This window comes from Archaeoglobus veneficus SNP6 (assembly GCF_000194625.1).
GTDB lineage: Archaea > Halobacteriota > Archaeoglobi > Archaeoglobales > Archaeoglobaceae > Archaeoglobus_C > Archaeoglobus_C veneficus.
Genome location: NC_015320.1, coordinates 733,186 through 747,495 on the forward strand (window position 1 = coordinate 733,186; position 14,310 = coordinate 747,495).

General features: G+C 45.3%; 17 protein-coding genes and 1 tRNA gene. 9 read left to right on the forward strand and 9 right to left on the reverse strand.

Annotation, left to right across the window (positions count from 1 at the left end):
* The first annotated feature begins 21 nt into the window (after positions 1-21).
* From ARCVE_RS11020 to ARCVE_RS04250, 5 genes are all read left to right on the forward strand, one after another.
* Entirely contained in the window at positions 22-1,671 is a 1,650-nt protein-coding gene (locus ARCVE_RS11020; protein WP_013683546.1) for a DUF7664 domain-containing protein, read from the forward strand.
* Between the two features lie 35 nt (positions 1,672-1,706).
* Positions 1,707-2,429, forward strand: coding sequence for a ComF family protein (locus ARCVE_RS04235; RefSeq protein ID WP_013683547.1), 723 nt, complete (start codon positions 1,707-1,709; stop codon positions 2,427-2,429).
* Positions 2,395-3,069 (forward strand): DNA-processing protein DprA, encoded by a 675-nt coding sequence (locus ARCVE_RS04240; RefSeq protein ID WP_013683548.1) that lies wholly within the window; start codon positions 2,395-2,397, stop codon positions 3,067-3,069. The genes ARCVE_RS04235 and ARCVE_RS04240 overlap by 35 nt, the downstream gene beginning before the upstream one ends.
* A 122-nt stretch (positions 3,070-3,191) precedes the next feature.
* Positions 3,192-3,683 carry a hypothetical protein gene (locus ARCVE_RS04245; RefSeq protein WP_013683549.1) on the forward strand — a complete coding sequence of 164 codons (492 nt, stop codon included), beginning with the start codon at positions 3,192-3,194 and terminating at the stop codon, positions 3,681-3,683.
* A gap of 10 nt (positions 3,684-3,693) precedes the next feature.
* Complete coding sequence (locus tag ARCVE_RS04250) at positions 3,694-4,539, forward strand: hypothetical protein (RefSeq protein WP_013683550.1); 846 nt, start codon at positions 3,694-3,696, stop codon at positions 4,537-4,539.
* Positions 4,540-4,675: 136 nt separating this feature from the next.
* Here the strand turns inward: ARCVE_RS04250 and ARCVE_RS04255 are convergent, their stop codons facing one another.
* The 6 genes from ARCVE_RS04255 to ARCVE_RS04280 are packed head-to-tail and all read right to left on the reverse strand — an operon-like array spanning position 4,676 to position 9,539.
* Positions 4,676-5,425 (reverse strand): Nif3-like dinuclear metal center hexameric protein, encoded by a 750-nt coding sequence (locus ARCVE_RS04255; RefSeq protein WP_013683551.1) that lies wholly within the window; start codon positions 5,423-5,425, stop codon positions 4,676-4,678.
* 8 nt (positions 5,426-5,433) lie between these two features.
* Positions 5,434-6,072: a phosphate signaling complex protein PhoU gene (gene phoU, locus ARCVE_RS04260; protein WP_013683552.1), complete on the reverse strand. Its 639-nt coding sequence runs from the start codon at positions 6,070-6,072 to the stop codon at positions 5,434-5,436.
* A 19-nt stretch (positions 6,073-6,091) separates the two neighbouring features.
* Entirely contained in the window at positions 6,092-6,880 is a 789-nt protein-coding gene (gene pstB / locus ARCVE_RS04265) for a phosphate ABC transporter ATP-binding protein PstB (RefSeq protein ID WP_013683553.1), read from the reverse strand.
* A 1-nt stretch (position 6,881) separates the two neighbouring features.
* Positions 6,882-7,724 (reverse strand): phosphate ABC transporter permease PstA, encoded by an 843-nt coding sequence (gene pstA / locus ARCVE_RS04270; protein ID WP_013683554.1) that lies wholly within the window; start codon positions 7,722-7,724, stop codon positions 6,882-6,884.
* The gene (gene pstC / locus ARCVE_RS04275; RefSeq protein WP_013683555.1) at positions 7,721-8,593 is read right to left on the reverse strand and encodes a phosphate ABC transporter permease subunit PstC; all 873 of its coding nucleotides are present in this window, start codon (positions 8,591-8,593) and stop codon (positions 7,721-7,723) included. Before pstC ends, pstA begins: the two co-directional genes overlap by 4 nt.
* A 28-nt stretch (positions 8,594-8,621) precedes the next feature.
* Positions 8,622-9,539, reverse strand: a complete 918-nt coding sequence (locus tag ARCVE_RS04280; protein ID WP_013683556.1) for a PstS family phosphate ABC transporter substrate-binding protein — start codon at positions 9,537-9,539, stop codon at positions 8,622-8,624.
* Between the two features lie 115 nt (positions 9,540-9,654).
* Here ARCVE_RS04280 and ARCVE_RS11290 point away from each other — a divergent pair, with 115 nt between their 5' ends.
* Together ARCVE_RS11290 and ARCVE_RS04290 are read left to right on the forward strand one after the other, a co-directional pair.
* A complete protein-coding gene (locus ARCVE_RS11290; RefSeq protein ID WP_013683557.1) occupies positions 9,655-10,620 on the forward strand; it encodes a phosphate uptake regulator PhoU in 966 nt (321 codons plus the stop codon).
* A 177-nt stretch (positions 10,621-10,797) separates the two neighbouring features.
* Positions 10,798-11,331, forward strand: a complete 534-nt coding sequence (locus ARCVE_RS04290; protein WP_013683558.1) for a cysteine hydrolase family protein — start codon at positions 10,798-10,800, stop codon at positions 11,329-11,331.
* Here ARCVE_RS04290 and ARCVE_RS04295 read toward each other — a convergent pair.
* Positions 11,328-11,510: a hypothetical protein gene (locus ARCVE_RS04295; RefSeq protein WP_048085625.1), complete on the reverse strand. Its 183-nt coding sequence runs from the start codon at positions 11,508-11,510 to the stop codon at positions 11,328-11,330. The genes ARCVE_RS04290 and ARCVE_RS04295 overlap by 4 nt on opposite strands.
* A 147-nt stretch (positions 11,511-11,657) precedes the next feature.
* Here ARCVE_RS04295 and ARCVE_RS04300 point away from each other — a divergent pair, with 147 nt between their 5' ends.
* Both ARCVE_RS04300 and ARCVE_RS04305 read left to right on the forward strand, forming a co-directional pair.
* The gene (locus tag ARCVE_RS04300; protein WP_198002018.1) at positions 11,658-12,539 is read left to right on the forward strand and encodes an LEA type 2 family protein; all 882 of its coding nucleotides are present in this window, start codon (positions 11,658-11,660) and stop codon (positions 12,537-12,539) included.
* A 42-nt stretch (positions 12,540-12,581) separates the two neighbouring features.
* A tRNA-Gln gene (locus ARCVE_RS04305) sits at positions 12,582-12,654 on the forward strand.
* A 180-nt stretch (positions 12,655-12,834) separates the two neighbouring features.
* Here ARCVE_RS04305 and ARCVE_RS11035 read toward each other — a convergent pair.
* Positions 12,835-13,858 (reverse strand): IS630 family transposase gene (locus ARCVE_RS11035; RefSeq protein ID WP_156786017.1). Its coding sequence is split into 2 segments (ribosomal slippage): positions 12,835-13,386 and positions 13,388-13,858, totalling 1,023 coding nucleotides; the frame shifts between segments, so codons are not numbered across the junction.
* On the reverse strand, positions 13,851-14,270 hold the full coding sequence (locus ARCVE_RS04320; RefSeq protein WP_013683561.1) for a PadR family transcriptional regulator: 420 nt from the start codon (positions 14,268-14,270) through the stop codon (positions 13,851-13,853). Before ARCVE_RS04320 ends, ARCVE_RS11035 begins: the two co-directional genes overlap by 8 nt.
* Positions 14,271-14,310: the final 40 nt, after the last annotated feature.

Below are 14,310 nucleotides of genomic sequence, written 5' to 3' on the forward strand. Positions count from 1 at the left end.
TCAGGTTTGGCAGGTGGTAGCATGCCAAGCAAGTACGACAGGTACTGGCTGGAAAAGTTAGATGACATTGCAAAGCTTATCGAAGAAGCGTACATCCGTGGCACAAGCAGCAAGCTTGATGTATCTGACGTCAGGGAGTACGGAAATAGGCAGAACTGGTATGGTGTTGTGGAGGTATCTGACAAGATTAGCAAAGGTGAAATGGCCCATGCCAGATCACTTGGAAGGATTGCACTCGAAAGAGGGCTTGTGAGTTCATATAACTGTGCTTTTCGATTTGTAATTTCATCGAATTTAAAGTTGAGAGTAGTGAGGCTTGGGGGTACTGAAAATAGATCCATTCCAAGGATCGCGGAATGCGTTAAGCGCACATCAATGGCTTCAAAGGTAATAGAAAGCATAGAGGACCGAAAAAAGAATTTAGCCAAAATCCTTTCAGAAATCTCACTTGAAGCATGGAATCGCATAGTCAAAGAGGAGCCTGAATGGCATTATATGAAACCTTTCCTTAGCCGCTATGGATTCGGACCTTTTGCGACGCTTATGGTTGTCACAGGGTTGAACGATTTCAAGCTGAAAGGAAGAGCCGAAGTGGCATACTGGCCAAAAATCAGCAATATTCTCGAGTCATCTCCAGTGCCCGAATCTCCGAGAGGGCTCTATACGATTCTGGAGCAATTTTACAGAAACGAATTATACAACGATTTAAAGGTCAATCGCCTTAGTAGATTTCTCTTCAGTCCGCTTGCGGAAAAACTCTGGAACAGCACTCCGAAAACAGTGTCAAGAGAATTTCCGAAAATCTGGAAAGAGCTAGCGTACACTATGCGACAGAATCCAGAAGCAAAAACAATCAGCTTTGCAATGAAGTGTTTGGCTATAAGCTTGCTCATGGTCGGAGAATATGATTTCGACTTCAGCAAGATTCCGATACCCGTCGATTACAGAGTAAGAACCTTCTCAAAAAAGGCAGGGCTCGTTACTACTGAAGATGACAACGAGATTAGGCAAACTTGGCAGAATGTTCTCGAGCTGATAAAAGGCAGAGAGCCAAAGGTGACGATGATTCACCTTGATAGCCTGGTATGGCAGATTGCCCGTATGAGCAAAAAAGAAATGCTTGAATATCTCAGCAAAATGGGTTGTCAGAGTGTAGGAGAAAAGATTGTTTCATTTCTTATCGATCCATGTTCCATTGGAACGCATTTCGGGGGTGAAAACCTGAAGCTGTGTGTTGTACCATGCGGAAGCAGGAAGATATGGGACGTGAATCCCAACGCCGGACCCACTAAAGCGAGAGACGTGTACATCGGCGCATTTGCGAAGGCCTGCAGGGAATATGCAGAGAAATTCTATCCTAACTCCTACGTCATACTCTCAGCCAAGTACGGCTTCCTCTTTCCCGATGACATCGTTCCCGAGCCTTATAACGTTACCTTCAACGATCCGTCAACAAATCCAATAAGTGTTGAAGAGCTGAGAAAGCAAGCTGAGGAGAAAGGATTGATGAAGTACGATGAAATCGTGGTTATTGCCGGAAGTAATTACGCAAACATTGTCAGAAAAGTTTTCAAGGGCAAAAGGGTCACCACACCGCTAAGTGGGCTTGGAGGTATAGGACATATGATTTCTACATTGAAAAGGGCCATAAGTGAAGGGAGGGAGTTGTGAAGTACGCTAAATTCAGGAAAAGCGAAGAGTAAACTATGTTGGAGATTATTTTCATTATAGGTATCGCACTAATATTTTTAATAGCCATTTTTGCCATTAGACATTGGAAAAAATCAAGGGCGAGACTCACTCAGCTTTACGAGCAAAAAACGATTGAAACTATTGAAGAAAAAGTTGCTTCAGCACCGCACTACTATCTTGGCGAATATATCCCAAAGAAAACCGGTTTGCAAGATGATTTTTCTTCGTTGATCTTCATGTTCAAGAATTACGGGTCTTTGGGATATAAAGCAAAGCAAGATCTTGTAGATGAATTTACAGTGCAAATTCTGACGATTATTGCAAAGCATAAAATTAATGCGGACATTGTAATCCCTATTCCGTCAAGCCGTGCTTACACTATAAACGAAGGACTTTTAAGGCTGTGTGAGCAGCTATCTCTTATATTGGGCATAGAATGTGGTTTTGCAGCCCTTGAGAGAATTAGAAGCGTTAAAAAGTCTGCGTTTGCAAGCAATCTCATTGATCGTCCATCTTTTGAAGACCACTACAGCTCTATGAAGGTCAACCCCATTTATGATTTGAGAGGAAAGAAAGTTATATTACTTGACGATGTTTACACTACGGGCAACACAGCCAGAGCTGCAGTTCAGAGAATATACGAGGCGGGAGCTGATAAAGTCTGGATCATAACTCTCGCAAAAACAAAAGAGGTGTACTTATTTGGATCTCAACAAAAAACTGACAGATTATTTTGAATCAAATGTTGTTGAAACTAATAATATGGACGATACGGTTATTCTTGAAATTAAAAAAGACGATGAAGATTACCCGTATCTCCTGAAGCAGATTACGAAATCGCCCAAGATCCTGTATGCTATCGGAAATACAGACATACTCAATAAACCGGCGATAGGTATTGTTGGTACAAGAAACCCCAGCGAGATGGGGAAATTTTATGCAAGAAAAGTAGCAGAGTTCTTCTCTGAAAAAGGGTTTGTGATTGTTTCGGGGTTAGCAAAAGGCGTTGATGCCATTGCAACAGAGACTGCTCTGAACTGCAGTGCGAACGTAATTGCTGTTTTACCCTCGATTGAGAACATAACTCCAAAAGAAAATAAAGATTTGGCCGAAAGAATACTGAAGAAGGACGGGTTAATAATTTCAGAATTCAGAAATCAGAGAATAAAGAAATACCAGTTTGTTGAAAGAAACAGGGTAATTTCTGGAATTTCATTAGGTATTGTTGTTGTAGAATCCGATATAAAGGGGGGAACGATGCACACAGTTAGGTTCGCAAAAGAGCAAAAGAGGCTAATCATAGTTGCCGATGTAGATGCCGAGGGAAACAAAAGGTTAATAGGAGAGGGTTTCCCCGTTTTCAGATTAGACGTCTAACGAATCTCTGAGAATATTGGCAAACTCACTCAAAATTGCATTGTCAATAGATTATAGGTTTACATGGACTAACAAGAACAATAATTCAAAATTTTTAAGTCCGTAGTAGTGAATACCCAAACATGAAACCTGAAAGACCTCACGTGGAAATCTTAGGTTTTAAAACCCTCGAACCAACAAAGCCGTACCCAGAAATGGAGGAATATGGAGATACTCTGAAATTAAAGATATACGCTGAAATTAATGGTTCTCGTAGGAACTTTACACTATACGAGATGCTGGAGGAAAATGAAGACAATTTATGTTACGTACTTCTTGGAAACTCCAAAAGACTGGACGGCCAGAGATCAAAGGATTTCTGCTATGACGATGAAGGTGTCTTCTTTTCTGCATGGGGCATATCGTGGAAGCGAGATAGAAGGCACAAATTCGATGAAGACGAGGTTGAAAAAATTTCAAAGATAACAGGTTTCAGATACACGTACAAGCCTGAAAAAAGAGGATTTGTTGTGTATGTCTATCCAAAACGAGCCCCACTATTAACGGACAAGCTAAACACTGATTTAATAAAAAGACTTCTCGTTGGCTGGCTTGTATGCTGGGAAATTTTGTGAGGTAAGTATCATGAAGTCATCGAAGTCTAAGATAACGAAAATTAAAAGAGTGGCTATTTCAAACGTCGCAGAGGTTACTTTAAGCATAACGAGAGATCTCAGCCAATCTAAGATCGGCAGAATCATCATCGCGGGCAACTACAGCAGGAAGTTTGAGGATGCAAGGAAGATCCTCGAAAAGGTCACTAAATGCAACTTTGAGGCTGAATACCTCATAACTTGCGGCGGTTTTGTGAAGTTTCCGTGGGTAAATGGAGACTTTAGCCGGTTGGTTGAGGAGGCTCAGGCGTGGTGTGAAAGACTTCTGAATGGAATTGAAGTTGAAGATATTACAGATTACTTGACAATAGGGATCGACTCTTACAGTAATAGAGCAAGCCTTAGAAAGCCACACGTGGAGCTGGTTGGCCTTTACGATGTAGAAAACGACAGATGGCACTGGACTGGGAAGAGCTATCCCACACAGGATCAGAAAAAAGGATTGTTGAGGGCAGACTTGGACACACACTTCGTAAGATTGCGAGACAGGGTTATGATTCTTGGCTGTCACGATCTGACCATGTTCAATCCGAGAGCCATTGCAAATGCTGGTGGATGGAGAAAAGAGACTATCGAACGCTTTTTGAGCAAAGCAAGAGAGTTCAAACCCGAAGTGGTTTTGCAGCACCCACACTTCACGGACTCAGTGCGTACTTGGCTTGTATCATGGAGAACTTTGGAAAGGATTCTTAGTTCCGTCAAACATTATGCCTCGGCTGGGGTTTACTACAGGGAAGGAGGCGAGAGGTCAAAACTCGAAGAGGTCTTGAATGTAACGAAGAAAGGCGAAGTCATTGATCTGATTTGTAGGCTATAGTTTCTCAGTGTGTACTCTTGCTTCGAAATTCTTATATCCCCCTCAAAAATAATACATATACCCGCCGTTACGGCTGGAGGGGGCACTTGCCTGCGATGAAGTGCCGTCGGCAAGCCGCCAATTACATTATTTAAATTTAAAGCCTTGTTGGCGCGTCTATAAACTCCGTTTTCAGCCCAAGCCCATCAACGACGTCCATGAGTGCCTTTATACCGAGGGTCTCGGTTGCGTAGTGCCCAGCAAAGATGACGTTAACACCAAGCTCCTTAGCTGTGTGGTATGCCGAGTGTTCTGCCTCTCCAGTTATGAGCACGTCAAGGCCCTTTTCCGCAGCTTCGGCTACTGCAAATCCTCCTCTGCCGGAAACTGCCCCTATTCTCTTAACTCTGTTGCATCCAAAATTCAGAACTCTGACTTCAGTCTGAAGCTTTTCCTCGAGAATGGCAGCAAGTTCTTCGAGTTCGACTCCGTTGCTCAGCCTGCCTGCAAAGCCTATTGCCTTTCCGTGGTAAAATCCGAAAGGTTCTTCAACTTCTGCTCCAACGATTTCGAGAAGTTTTACGTTGTTTCCAATCTCTGGATGAGCGTCAAGGGGTAAATGAGCTGCGTACAGCGAAATTCCATTTTCGAGCAAAAATCGAAGCCTTTTTGCAACGATGCCCGTGACATACTCGATACCTCCCCAGACGAGGCCGTGGTGAACAACGAGCATGTCCGCGTTGGTGTCCCTTGCTTTCTCGAAAGTTTCCATGCACGCATCGACGGCAAATGCTACTTTTTCCACCTCTTCTTTCCCCTCGACCTGAAGACCGTTTTTCGATGTCTCACTCCACTCTCCAGTTTTGAGGAACTCATCTAAAAAGAAGGTAAGTTCTCTGAGTCTCATACCTGCCCTCACTTAATCCAGACTCTCCTGCCTTCCTCTATGAAGATAAGCCTCGATCCAACCTTGCTCAGCAGGTCGGCAACTCTTTCGAGGTGCCTCGCAACCAGAACCATGTCAACCATGTCTTCTATAAGGTCGGGATTCTGCTTGGCTGTTTTGACGATGCTCTCGATGGACTCCACATAGTAGCGATCAACGAGGTCATCGAGGCTAATCAGCTCTCCTCTGAGGTTTGCAGTGTTTCCAGTCTCTATTGCGTGGCCTACCAGGTCGAACATCCTCAGGATCGCTTCTTTCATTTTTTCGAAGATGGTCATGGTCTCGTCAAAACCACTCTTGATAGTGTACATTGCTATTTCCTGTGTTAAGTCGGTTATTCTCTCGTAGTGCCCGGAGATTCTCATCATGCTGACGACGAAACGCAGATCCCACGCAACGGGCTGAAAGAGTGCAACGATGGAAACACACTCGCAGTCAACATCTGTATTCATCACGTCGATTATGTGCTCTATCTGGATGACTTTCTTCCTCTTCTCTTCATCTCCCCTGAGCCCGTCGAGGCACAGCTCAACGGCCTTCCTCGACAGGCTGTGGGCTTCGAGAATTTCGTGCTTGATATCCTTAAGCCTTTCTTCCAGAGCTCTCATTCATCTCCCCCTGTGAATATTAACCAACTCTACCTGTCAGGTAATCCTCAGTAAGCTTTTCAAGCGGCTTCTCGAACATCTCTGCTGTACTTCCAAATTCCACAAGTTCACCCATCCAGAAGAAGGCAGTGTAGTCGCTGACTCTTCCTGCCTGCTGAATATTATGGGTTACTATCACTACAGTATAATTACTTTTAAGCTCATTTATTAAATCTTCGATCTTCAGCGTTGAAATTGGGTCGAGGGCCGAAGCTGGCTCATCCATAAGGAGGATTTCCGGCTTTACTGCAAGAGCCCTCGCTATGCACAATCGCTGCTGTTGTCCACCACTCAACGCAAATGCTGATTCGTGAAGCCTGTCTTTGACCTCATCCCACAGTGCTGCTTTCTTCAGGCTATCCTCCACTATTTTATCGAGGGTCTTCTTGTCTTTTATCCCCTGTATTCTTGGCCCGTAGGCAACGTTGTCATATATTGACTTGGGAAACGGGTTTGGTCTCTGGAACACCATACCTATCTTTCTCCTGAGCCAGGGAAGGTCCACATTTTTGTCATATATATTTTTTCCTTCAAATATTACTTCTCCCGTCGTCCTGACTTCAGGAGCCATAACCTCGTTCATACGATTTAAGGCCCTTAAAACCGTGCTTTTTCCGCAGCCAGACGGACCTATAATTGCCGTAACCCTGTTCTTCTCAATGTTGAACGTTACATCCTTAATAGCATGGTTTTTGCCGTACCACACGTTCAGGTTTTTAACTATCAGGGCAGCCCGTGATTCGGGAATCTGAACACCGTAGGCTGTAATACTACCACCTCCTTGCCTTTCTGTAGCGGTACCTTATAATTGTGGCGGAAGCAATCATAATGAAAACTATGGCGATAAGAACTGTGGCCGTCGCAGCCGCATATGTTTTCGCGTAGGGCGACGCATGCTGGGTTGCGAGAACGTAGGTGTGGTAAGGTAGGCTCATAAAGCGATCGAAAGGCGAGTTTGGCAGCCTTCTTATGTAGAACACCGCTCCAGTAAAAAGAAGCGGAGCAGTTTCGCCCATAGCCCTTGCGAGGCCTATTATTGCTCCTGTGAGAACACCGGGCAGAGCATAGGGCAGAATGGCATTCTTTATAGTCTGCCACTTCGTCGCGCCCAGTGCATAGCTTGCAAGCCTAAAATCGTTAGGAACACCCTTCAGAGCTTCTTCGCTGCTAGTTATCACCCACGGCAGCGTCATAACTGCAAGGGTCAGCGATGCAGCGATTATACTCTCTCCAAAGCCAAAGAAGTACACGAAGGCTGCAAGGCCGAAGAGACCGTAAACGACTGAAGGCACACCAGCGAGGTTTCTTATGGCCATCTTAATGAGTCTGACAGTTCTGCCCGCCCTCGCGTACTCGTTCAGGAATATTGCAGCCCCAACTCCGAGAGGAATTGAAAAAACAGCAGTCATTACCGTAACATAGATGGTTCCGAGGATTGCGGGGAATATACCACCCTTTGTTATGTCTCTGTGTTCCCAATTAGCTGTGAGAAACTTCAGGTTGATTACACCTATCCCCTCCTTCACGATGTACAGTATGACGAAGAGGAGAAATGCTATTGTCAGGGATGCAACGAGTCTGAATATCGCAAAGACTATTTTATCGGTCTTCATTGGCCGAACCTCCTTCTGTACCTCTCGAGAACCTGATCCGCTGCGAGGTTTATGACGAAGGTTATCAGCAGGAGGAGCAACCCCTGGGCGAAAAGTGCCTGATAGTGGAGGTCGCCAACTACGGTTTCTGGGAGCTCGATGGCTATGTTGGCTGTTACCGGCCTTACGGGGTCGAATATACTGTGAGGCATCGCTTTTGCGTTTCCAGCAACCATAAGCACAACCATTGTTTCTCCGATGACTCTTCCGAGGGCGAGCATTATTGCAGCAACGATTCCACCTATCCCGGCGGGTAGAACGACTCTGCTAATAGTCTGCCACTTTGTCGCACCGAGAGCTTCGCTTGCAAACCTGAAATCTCTCGGAATAGCAGCAAGAACATCCTCGCTTATACTCGCGATTGTAGGAATTGCAAGAAATCCCACGAGAATTCCAGCGTTCAGGGCGTTGAGAGCGAGAGGGACATTGAAAATCTCGGAGATAAAAGGTGCGAGAAAGATTATTCCAAAGAGACCGAGCACGACGGTTGGTATGCCCGCGATGGACTCGATGGCCGGTTTCAGATATTCTCTTACAGCAGATGACGCAACCTCAGACATGTATATGGCGAGCATGAGGCCTGCGGGAATGGATATGGTCATGGCTATGGCGGCAATGTAGAGGGTTCCGGCAAAGAGTACAAGCATTCCCCAGCCTGGTGGAGATGCTGTTGGATCCCAATCAGTGGAGAATATTTCCGTGATGCTGACATGCTGGAAGAACTGAACGCCGGTTGCAGCGATAAAGGCTGTGATAGCGAGAAGGATAACTATTGCAGAAATTCCAGATATAAAAAATAAACTCTGGAGCAATTTTTCTTTCAGCTCCATAGTACCACGTGGAGTTGGCGGTTATAAACTATTCGATTTTAGCCCAGAAGTTCTGCTGGTTCCATTCCCTGTCGGTTTTGAGTATCGGGTAGAACCCCGACTCCTTCACTATCTGCTGGCCCTCCTCGCTCACTTCGAACCTGAAGAAGTCCTTCAGAACTTCGCCCTTCTTGCCCTGGAAGTACTGCGGTAGCGTATACTGCTGCAGAGGTCTCGATATCGGGTACTTGCCCTCCTCGACTGCCTTTTCGTCCAGAGGTGAGTAGTAGTTCTTTCCATCCATGGAGACTTTAACGACCTTTATTGCATCGCTGAGATATCCTACTCCAATATAGCCGATTCCGTTGGGGTCGCTCGCAACAGCATCGCGTATCTGGATATTGCCTGCAAGATTCCTCATTGTCCCGCTGTACCCCTTGCCTGTGTAGGGCCTAACGACATGCTCGAGGAAGAACTCGTAGGTTCCCGATGTGCTCTGTCTTCCATAGAGGGTTATCGGCGCATCGTTACCTCCAACTTCCTTCCAGTTCGTTATCTCGCCTGCGAATATCTTTGCTACCTGCTCGACCGTTAGCTTATCCACTGGGTTAGAGGGGTTTACAACCACTGCCAGCATGTCTCTTGCAATAATCAGCCTGAGTGGTTCTGTGCCATACTTCTGCTTTATCTGCTCGATTTCGCTGTCCTTCATCTCTCTCGACGCGTCAGCCACATCGATTTCTCCGTTAATCAGTGCCTTTATTCCCGTTCCACTACCTCCTCCACTTACCACGATGCTCGTGTCAGGATTTTTTTCCATATATGCCTCCGCAAGATTAGAAACGAGCTGAACGAGGGTGTCGGAGCCTTTGATGTATATTTCCAAGCTTTCCTCATCTTTTGGGCCCTGCTGGACACAACCGCATATCAGGAGTGCAACCAGAATGAGGAACACGAGCCATCTCATACCTCAACGTTTTTCGGGGGCAGTATATCTACTTTCTCTTCGTATTTTAGGTAAAATATATAGGATACATAGACCCATGGATAAAGATATATATTCGTTAGAGTTATGTATACTTATGCGGGTGGAAGCGCGTAAAATATATTTCAGCGGCGGCAGCAGCTACATAATAACGCTGCCAAAAAAATGGGTAGAAGATAACGGTTTGAAGGCTGGAGACTCGGTTGTCATGCACATCGGCAGGAATACCGTCTGCATATCTCCTCAGATTCCTAAGAGCGTCAGGAAAGAGGTTGTAATCGATGCTAAGGGTCTTGGCAGGGCGTGTCTTGTCAGGCGGATAATTTCATGCTACCTTGCCGGCTACGACTCTCTTCGAATTAAGGTTTACAACGAGGAACACAGGAAGGCTGCGGATCTGGCTGCAGACACGCTTATTGGGGCTGAGATAATGGAAGACCTTGGAAAGGTTATCAGCATGGAGGTGTTTCTCGACGATCGCTTTAGAACGGACGATGTCCTCGAAAGGATGGGTAACATGTGCATAGCCATGCTGTCCGACTTCTGTTCGGCTCTGAAGAACTTCAACGAGTACATGTGCAATTCCATCATTCTGAGGGAGAACGAAATTGATAGACTTCACTTCCTCGTTCTGAGGCAGGTGAATCTTGCAGTGCAGTACAGAGAAGCAGACACGGGTGCGCACTCCAGAGAACTCTTCGGATACTGGACGTTTGCGAGGCGATTTGAGCGTATTGCTGACCATGCTGCGAACATGGCAAGAAACCTGCTCAGACTCGGAAGGAGTATACCGGAACTCTGTGATATTGTTGAACCCTGCCTGGATATGCTCAAAATGGCGAGTATTGCCTTTTTCAGGAAAGATACAGAGATTGCAGATGCAGTTCTTACAGAGTTCGAAGACTTGAAGTATCTCGAGGAGAGGTTTTACAGGAAAATAATCGAGCATGGGGTTGAGGAAGCAATTCAGCTCAAGTCGATAATAGACAGCCTGACGAGAATTGCAGCGTATTCCGCAGACATGGCAGAGATAGCCCTCGACATTGCTGTCGAGCACGAATAAAATTTGAAGAACTAATTCACACCTTTTCTGTCTATCACCCCCCACAGGCTCTGATTAATTTTAAATAATTTATCATTAATAAACCTTTCGATTTACCACATGATGTTTAGTGATGCAATAGCTGGCGGTAGCTAGCCAAACGTTAAACAGTTATACCTTCGAGGATGTAATTTACTCATGCCTCCCACGGCGCTGCTGGTTATAGATATGCAGAAGGATTTCTGCTACAGCGATGGCAGTCTCTTTATCGGAGAACATGTTAAGAACATCTTTGAGCCCCTCAGAAGAGTTGTTGAAGTCGCCAAGGGAAAAATTCCCGTCATCTACACTCAGGACTGGCACCGCAGCGACGATGCGGAGTTTGCTGTCTGGCCAGCACACTGTATTGAGGGGAGTAGAGGAGCTGAGGTAATTGACGAGTTACCCAAGGCGGATTACTACGTCAAAAAAAGAAGATATTCTGCCTTCTTTGCAACAGACCTCGATTTGCTGCTGAGAGAGCTTGGCGTGGAGATGATTTACCTTGCGGGAGTTGCAACGAACATATGTGTCATGCACACGGCCATAGATGCTGTTCAGATGGGCTATAAAGTTGCAGTTCTGAAGGACTGCACCGCATCCCTCGATAACTATAGCCACGAGTACGGTCTGTATCACATGGAAAACGTCTTGAAGGCGGAGATTATCACGTCTGGGGAATTTCTATCTTAACTCTCTGTCTTCAGTCTGAAGATTGCATGCAGCGAGGCGAGAAGCAGCGCAAAACCAGCGGAAGTATAGGTATTAAAGCCAGCAAGCCTGAGAGCGAGGAAGACCACAAAAAGAAGGCTGATGAAACCGGCAGAGATTGAAATGTTTTTGGCCATTTTTCTGATTTCTTCGGAAGGCATGCCTCAGACTCTCCCTTCTCCTCACTGCTCAGATCGCCCATCAGTCATCATCGGCATCGATAATCTGAGGAGGAGATACTAAAAACTTCCGCCGTACCGGCTGCAATGGCAAAAGTAATAAATATTTTTGAAATTTTAAAATACGGTATGCGCTGGTTACCGTTGATTGTAGTCATAGTGATTGCAACACTTTCTGCTGGCTGTGCCCAGCCGAAGGTTCAATCGGTTGAGATGAGCTGGGGGGAAGTCAACGATGAGTATACAGAAATAGTCTCAAGTATCGAGGTAAATAATCCGTATCCCATATCCATCCCTCTCAGCGATGTTGAAGTTGAAATATTCATGAACGGTGTTCTGATGGGGCATGGAAATGCCGTTGGTGACACCACAATCTCACCGCCGAGCGACACGCTGAAACTTTCGATAAAGCTCCTGAACGACCGCCTCGTGGACTGGTGGGTCAGCCACATAGAGAATGGAGAAGAAACCGTGATGAAAATCAAAACAAGCCTGATTTTCAGCATCTTTGGCTACAAACTCAGCATACCCATCGAGAACTCCAACACGTTCCAGACGACTTTCCTGTCATCCATATCGCCAGAGGGCATGTCATTGAGTATTGGAGGGATAAAGGCCATTGAGGTGAAGGACGCGAAGCTCAGGTGGGGTGACGTTGACAGGAGCAGAACACAGATAATTGTGAGCGCGGTTGTTAAGAACAACCTGCCTGTTCCGATTCCTGTCAAGTTCATGGAGTACGAAATCACGATGAACGGCATAAGGATGGGCGAGGGCAGAGTTGTCAGCGACACGGTAATCAAGCCAATGAAACAGGACACCGTTGAATTCGTAATGGAGATTGACAACACAAAGATACCCGACTGGTGGGTCAGCCACGTCAAAAACGGTGAGAAGACCACCGTGAGCATAAAGGCGAAGGTAGGCCTCGACGTACAGGGGAAGGAATACTCTGTGGACCTCTACACCTACAGCTACGACTTCACCACTGATCTTCTGACATCGATGTAGCTCCGAAAGTCTTATTTCCCAGCTCAGTCAACAGATCAAAAAAGTCCCGTGGGGTAGTGGTCAATCCTGCCGGCCTTTGGAGCCGGAGACGGGGGTTCGAATCCCCCCGGGACTACTTGTTTTTGGTGGGTTAGGTGTATTATCCTCTCCACGGCAAATAATGGCATTTCTTAGTTCCTCAACAACCATTTCAAGTCTCCTAAGTCTCCCTTCCACATCACTGCCTACAATTTGCTGCATACCAAAGTATGCACTCGGTATCCCCTCAACTTCTTTGCTATCACTAAATCTATGGTTAGGTGCAAAACATCTTAAACTTATCTCCCAAGAACTTCTCAATCCAAGCCGTTGCAAAGGAGATTGATTCAGTTAACTTTCTGAAAGCCTTGGAAATCGTTTCCTTCAGCTCCTCTATATTCAGCGGAGATACTTCAGAAACAAACCTTTTAACGCTCTTCCAAACGTTCTCAATCGGATTCAAGTCGGGAGAGTAGGGAGGGAGATAAACCAGTGCAATATCAAGCTTTTCAGCTTCCTCTCTCACTTTCTTTGCATGATGCGTCCTGAAATTATCGAGAACGATCACGATTCTTTTCCCAGGATTTGTTTCTCTAATCTTTTTTAGAAATGCTATGAATTCTTCAGTCCTGTTTCTTTCTGGAAACTCTATTACGCTCTCTCCGTTCAAGCTATAGAATCCTGAAACCTTAGCTTTGACGTACGTGGCAACTCTTTTAACCGGCTTTCCGAAACTCCACAGCCTTGCAGTATTTGCATTCGCTTCGACTGCCATCTCATCAATGAATCCTAGGATGTCTTGATCAATCTCAGCTTCATCCAGGTTTTTTTAAAGTGTCCTCAGCGTTATCGGGCTTTCTGTAATCCTTCTGATAAGGTTTAGCGTATTTCATGCCAAAAGATCTGAGAATTCTCCTGACCTGCCACGAAGAATACTTAACTCCAAACTCAGCTTCAATTAGCTCCTGAACTTCTTTCGTCGTCCACGAATCCCCTTCTTTTAGCATCTCTCTGAGTTTCTCTTTCTGCTCCTTCGTGAGTTTTGCTGGCCTTCCTCCTCCAAATTCCGGAATTAAGCCTTCGTAGCCTTTTGAGTTCCACCTTTTTAGCCATGCGTAGCCTGTTGCTTTGGTAATTCCTACGAGTTCGGCGGCTTCTTCAACGTTCATTCCTTTATAGAGGTATCTTATGAAGTAAAGTCTCTTAAGAACTCTCGTGTCTTTTTCAAGCCTTTTGATTCTTCTATCGAGTTCTTCTGCTGGCAGATGCTTCACTACTTCGTAGACGCGTTTTCTACCCATGGTTTTGGTTGTTATTTTTAGTATAAATAGTTTTGCTCAAGACCATAATATCGACTTCTTCCTTCGCCCATCTGACGGGTTCTTCTTGGACGTTCTGATTGAGGAGGGATTCGAGTTCTTCGAGCTTTTGGAGGACTTGGAGGCCGAGAGGAGTGAGGGTGTAGAGTTTTACAGGTCTTCCAAGCTCGTTTATCCCTGTCTTTTCGGAAATAATTCCAATCTCTTTTAACTCTTCGAATCTTTTGTAGATTGTTTTTTCACTTGCAGAAGAGACTATATCCACTATTCTGCTTGGCTGCAGCTCCTTGTGATCTGAAATTACCTTTAAGATTTCGTAAACTGAATATCTTCCCAAAACATTCACACAACTACAACTGGGAGAGGTAATTTCAGAATTTCTTCCACTTGTCATAGAACCTTTGGAGAGAATATTTAGGAGATATATTGTTAAA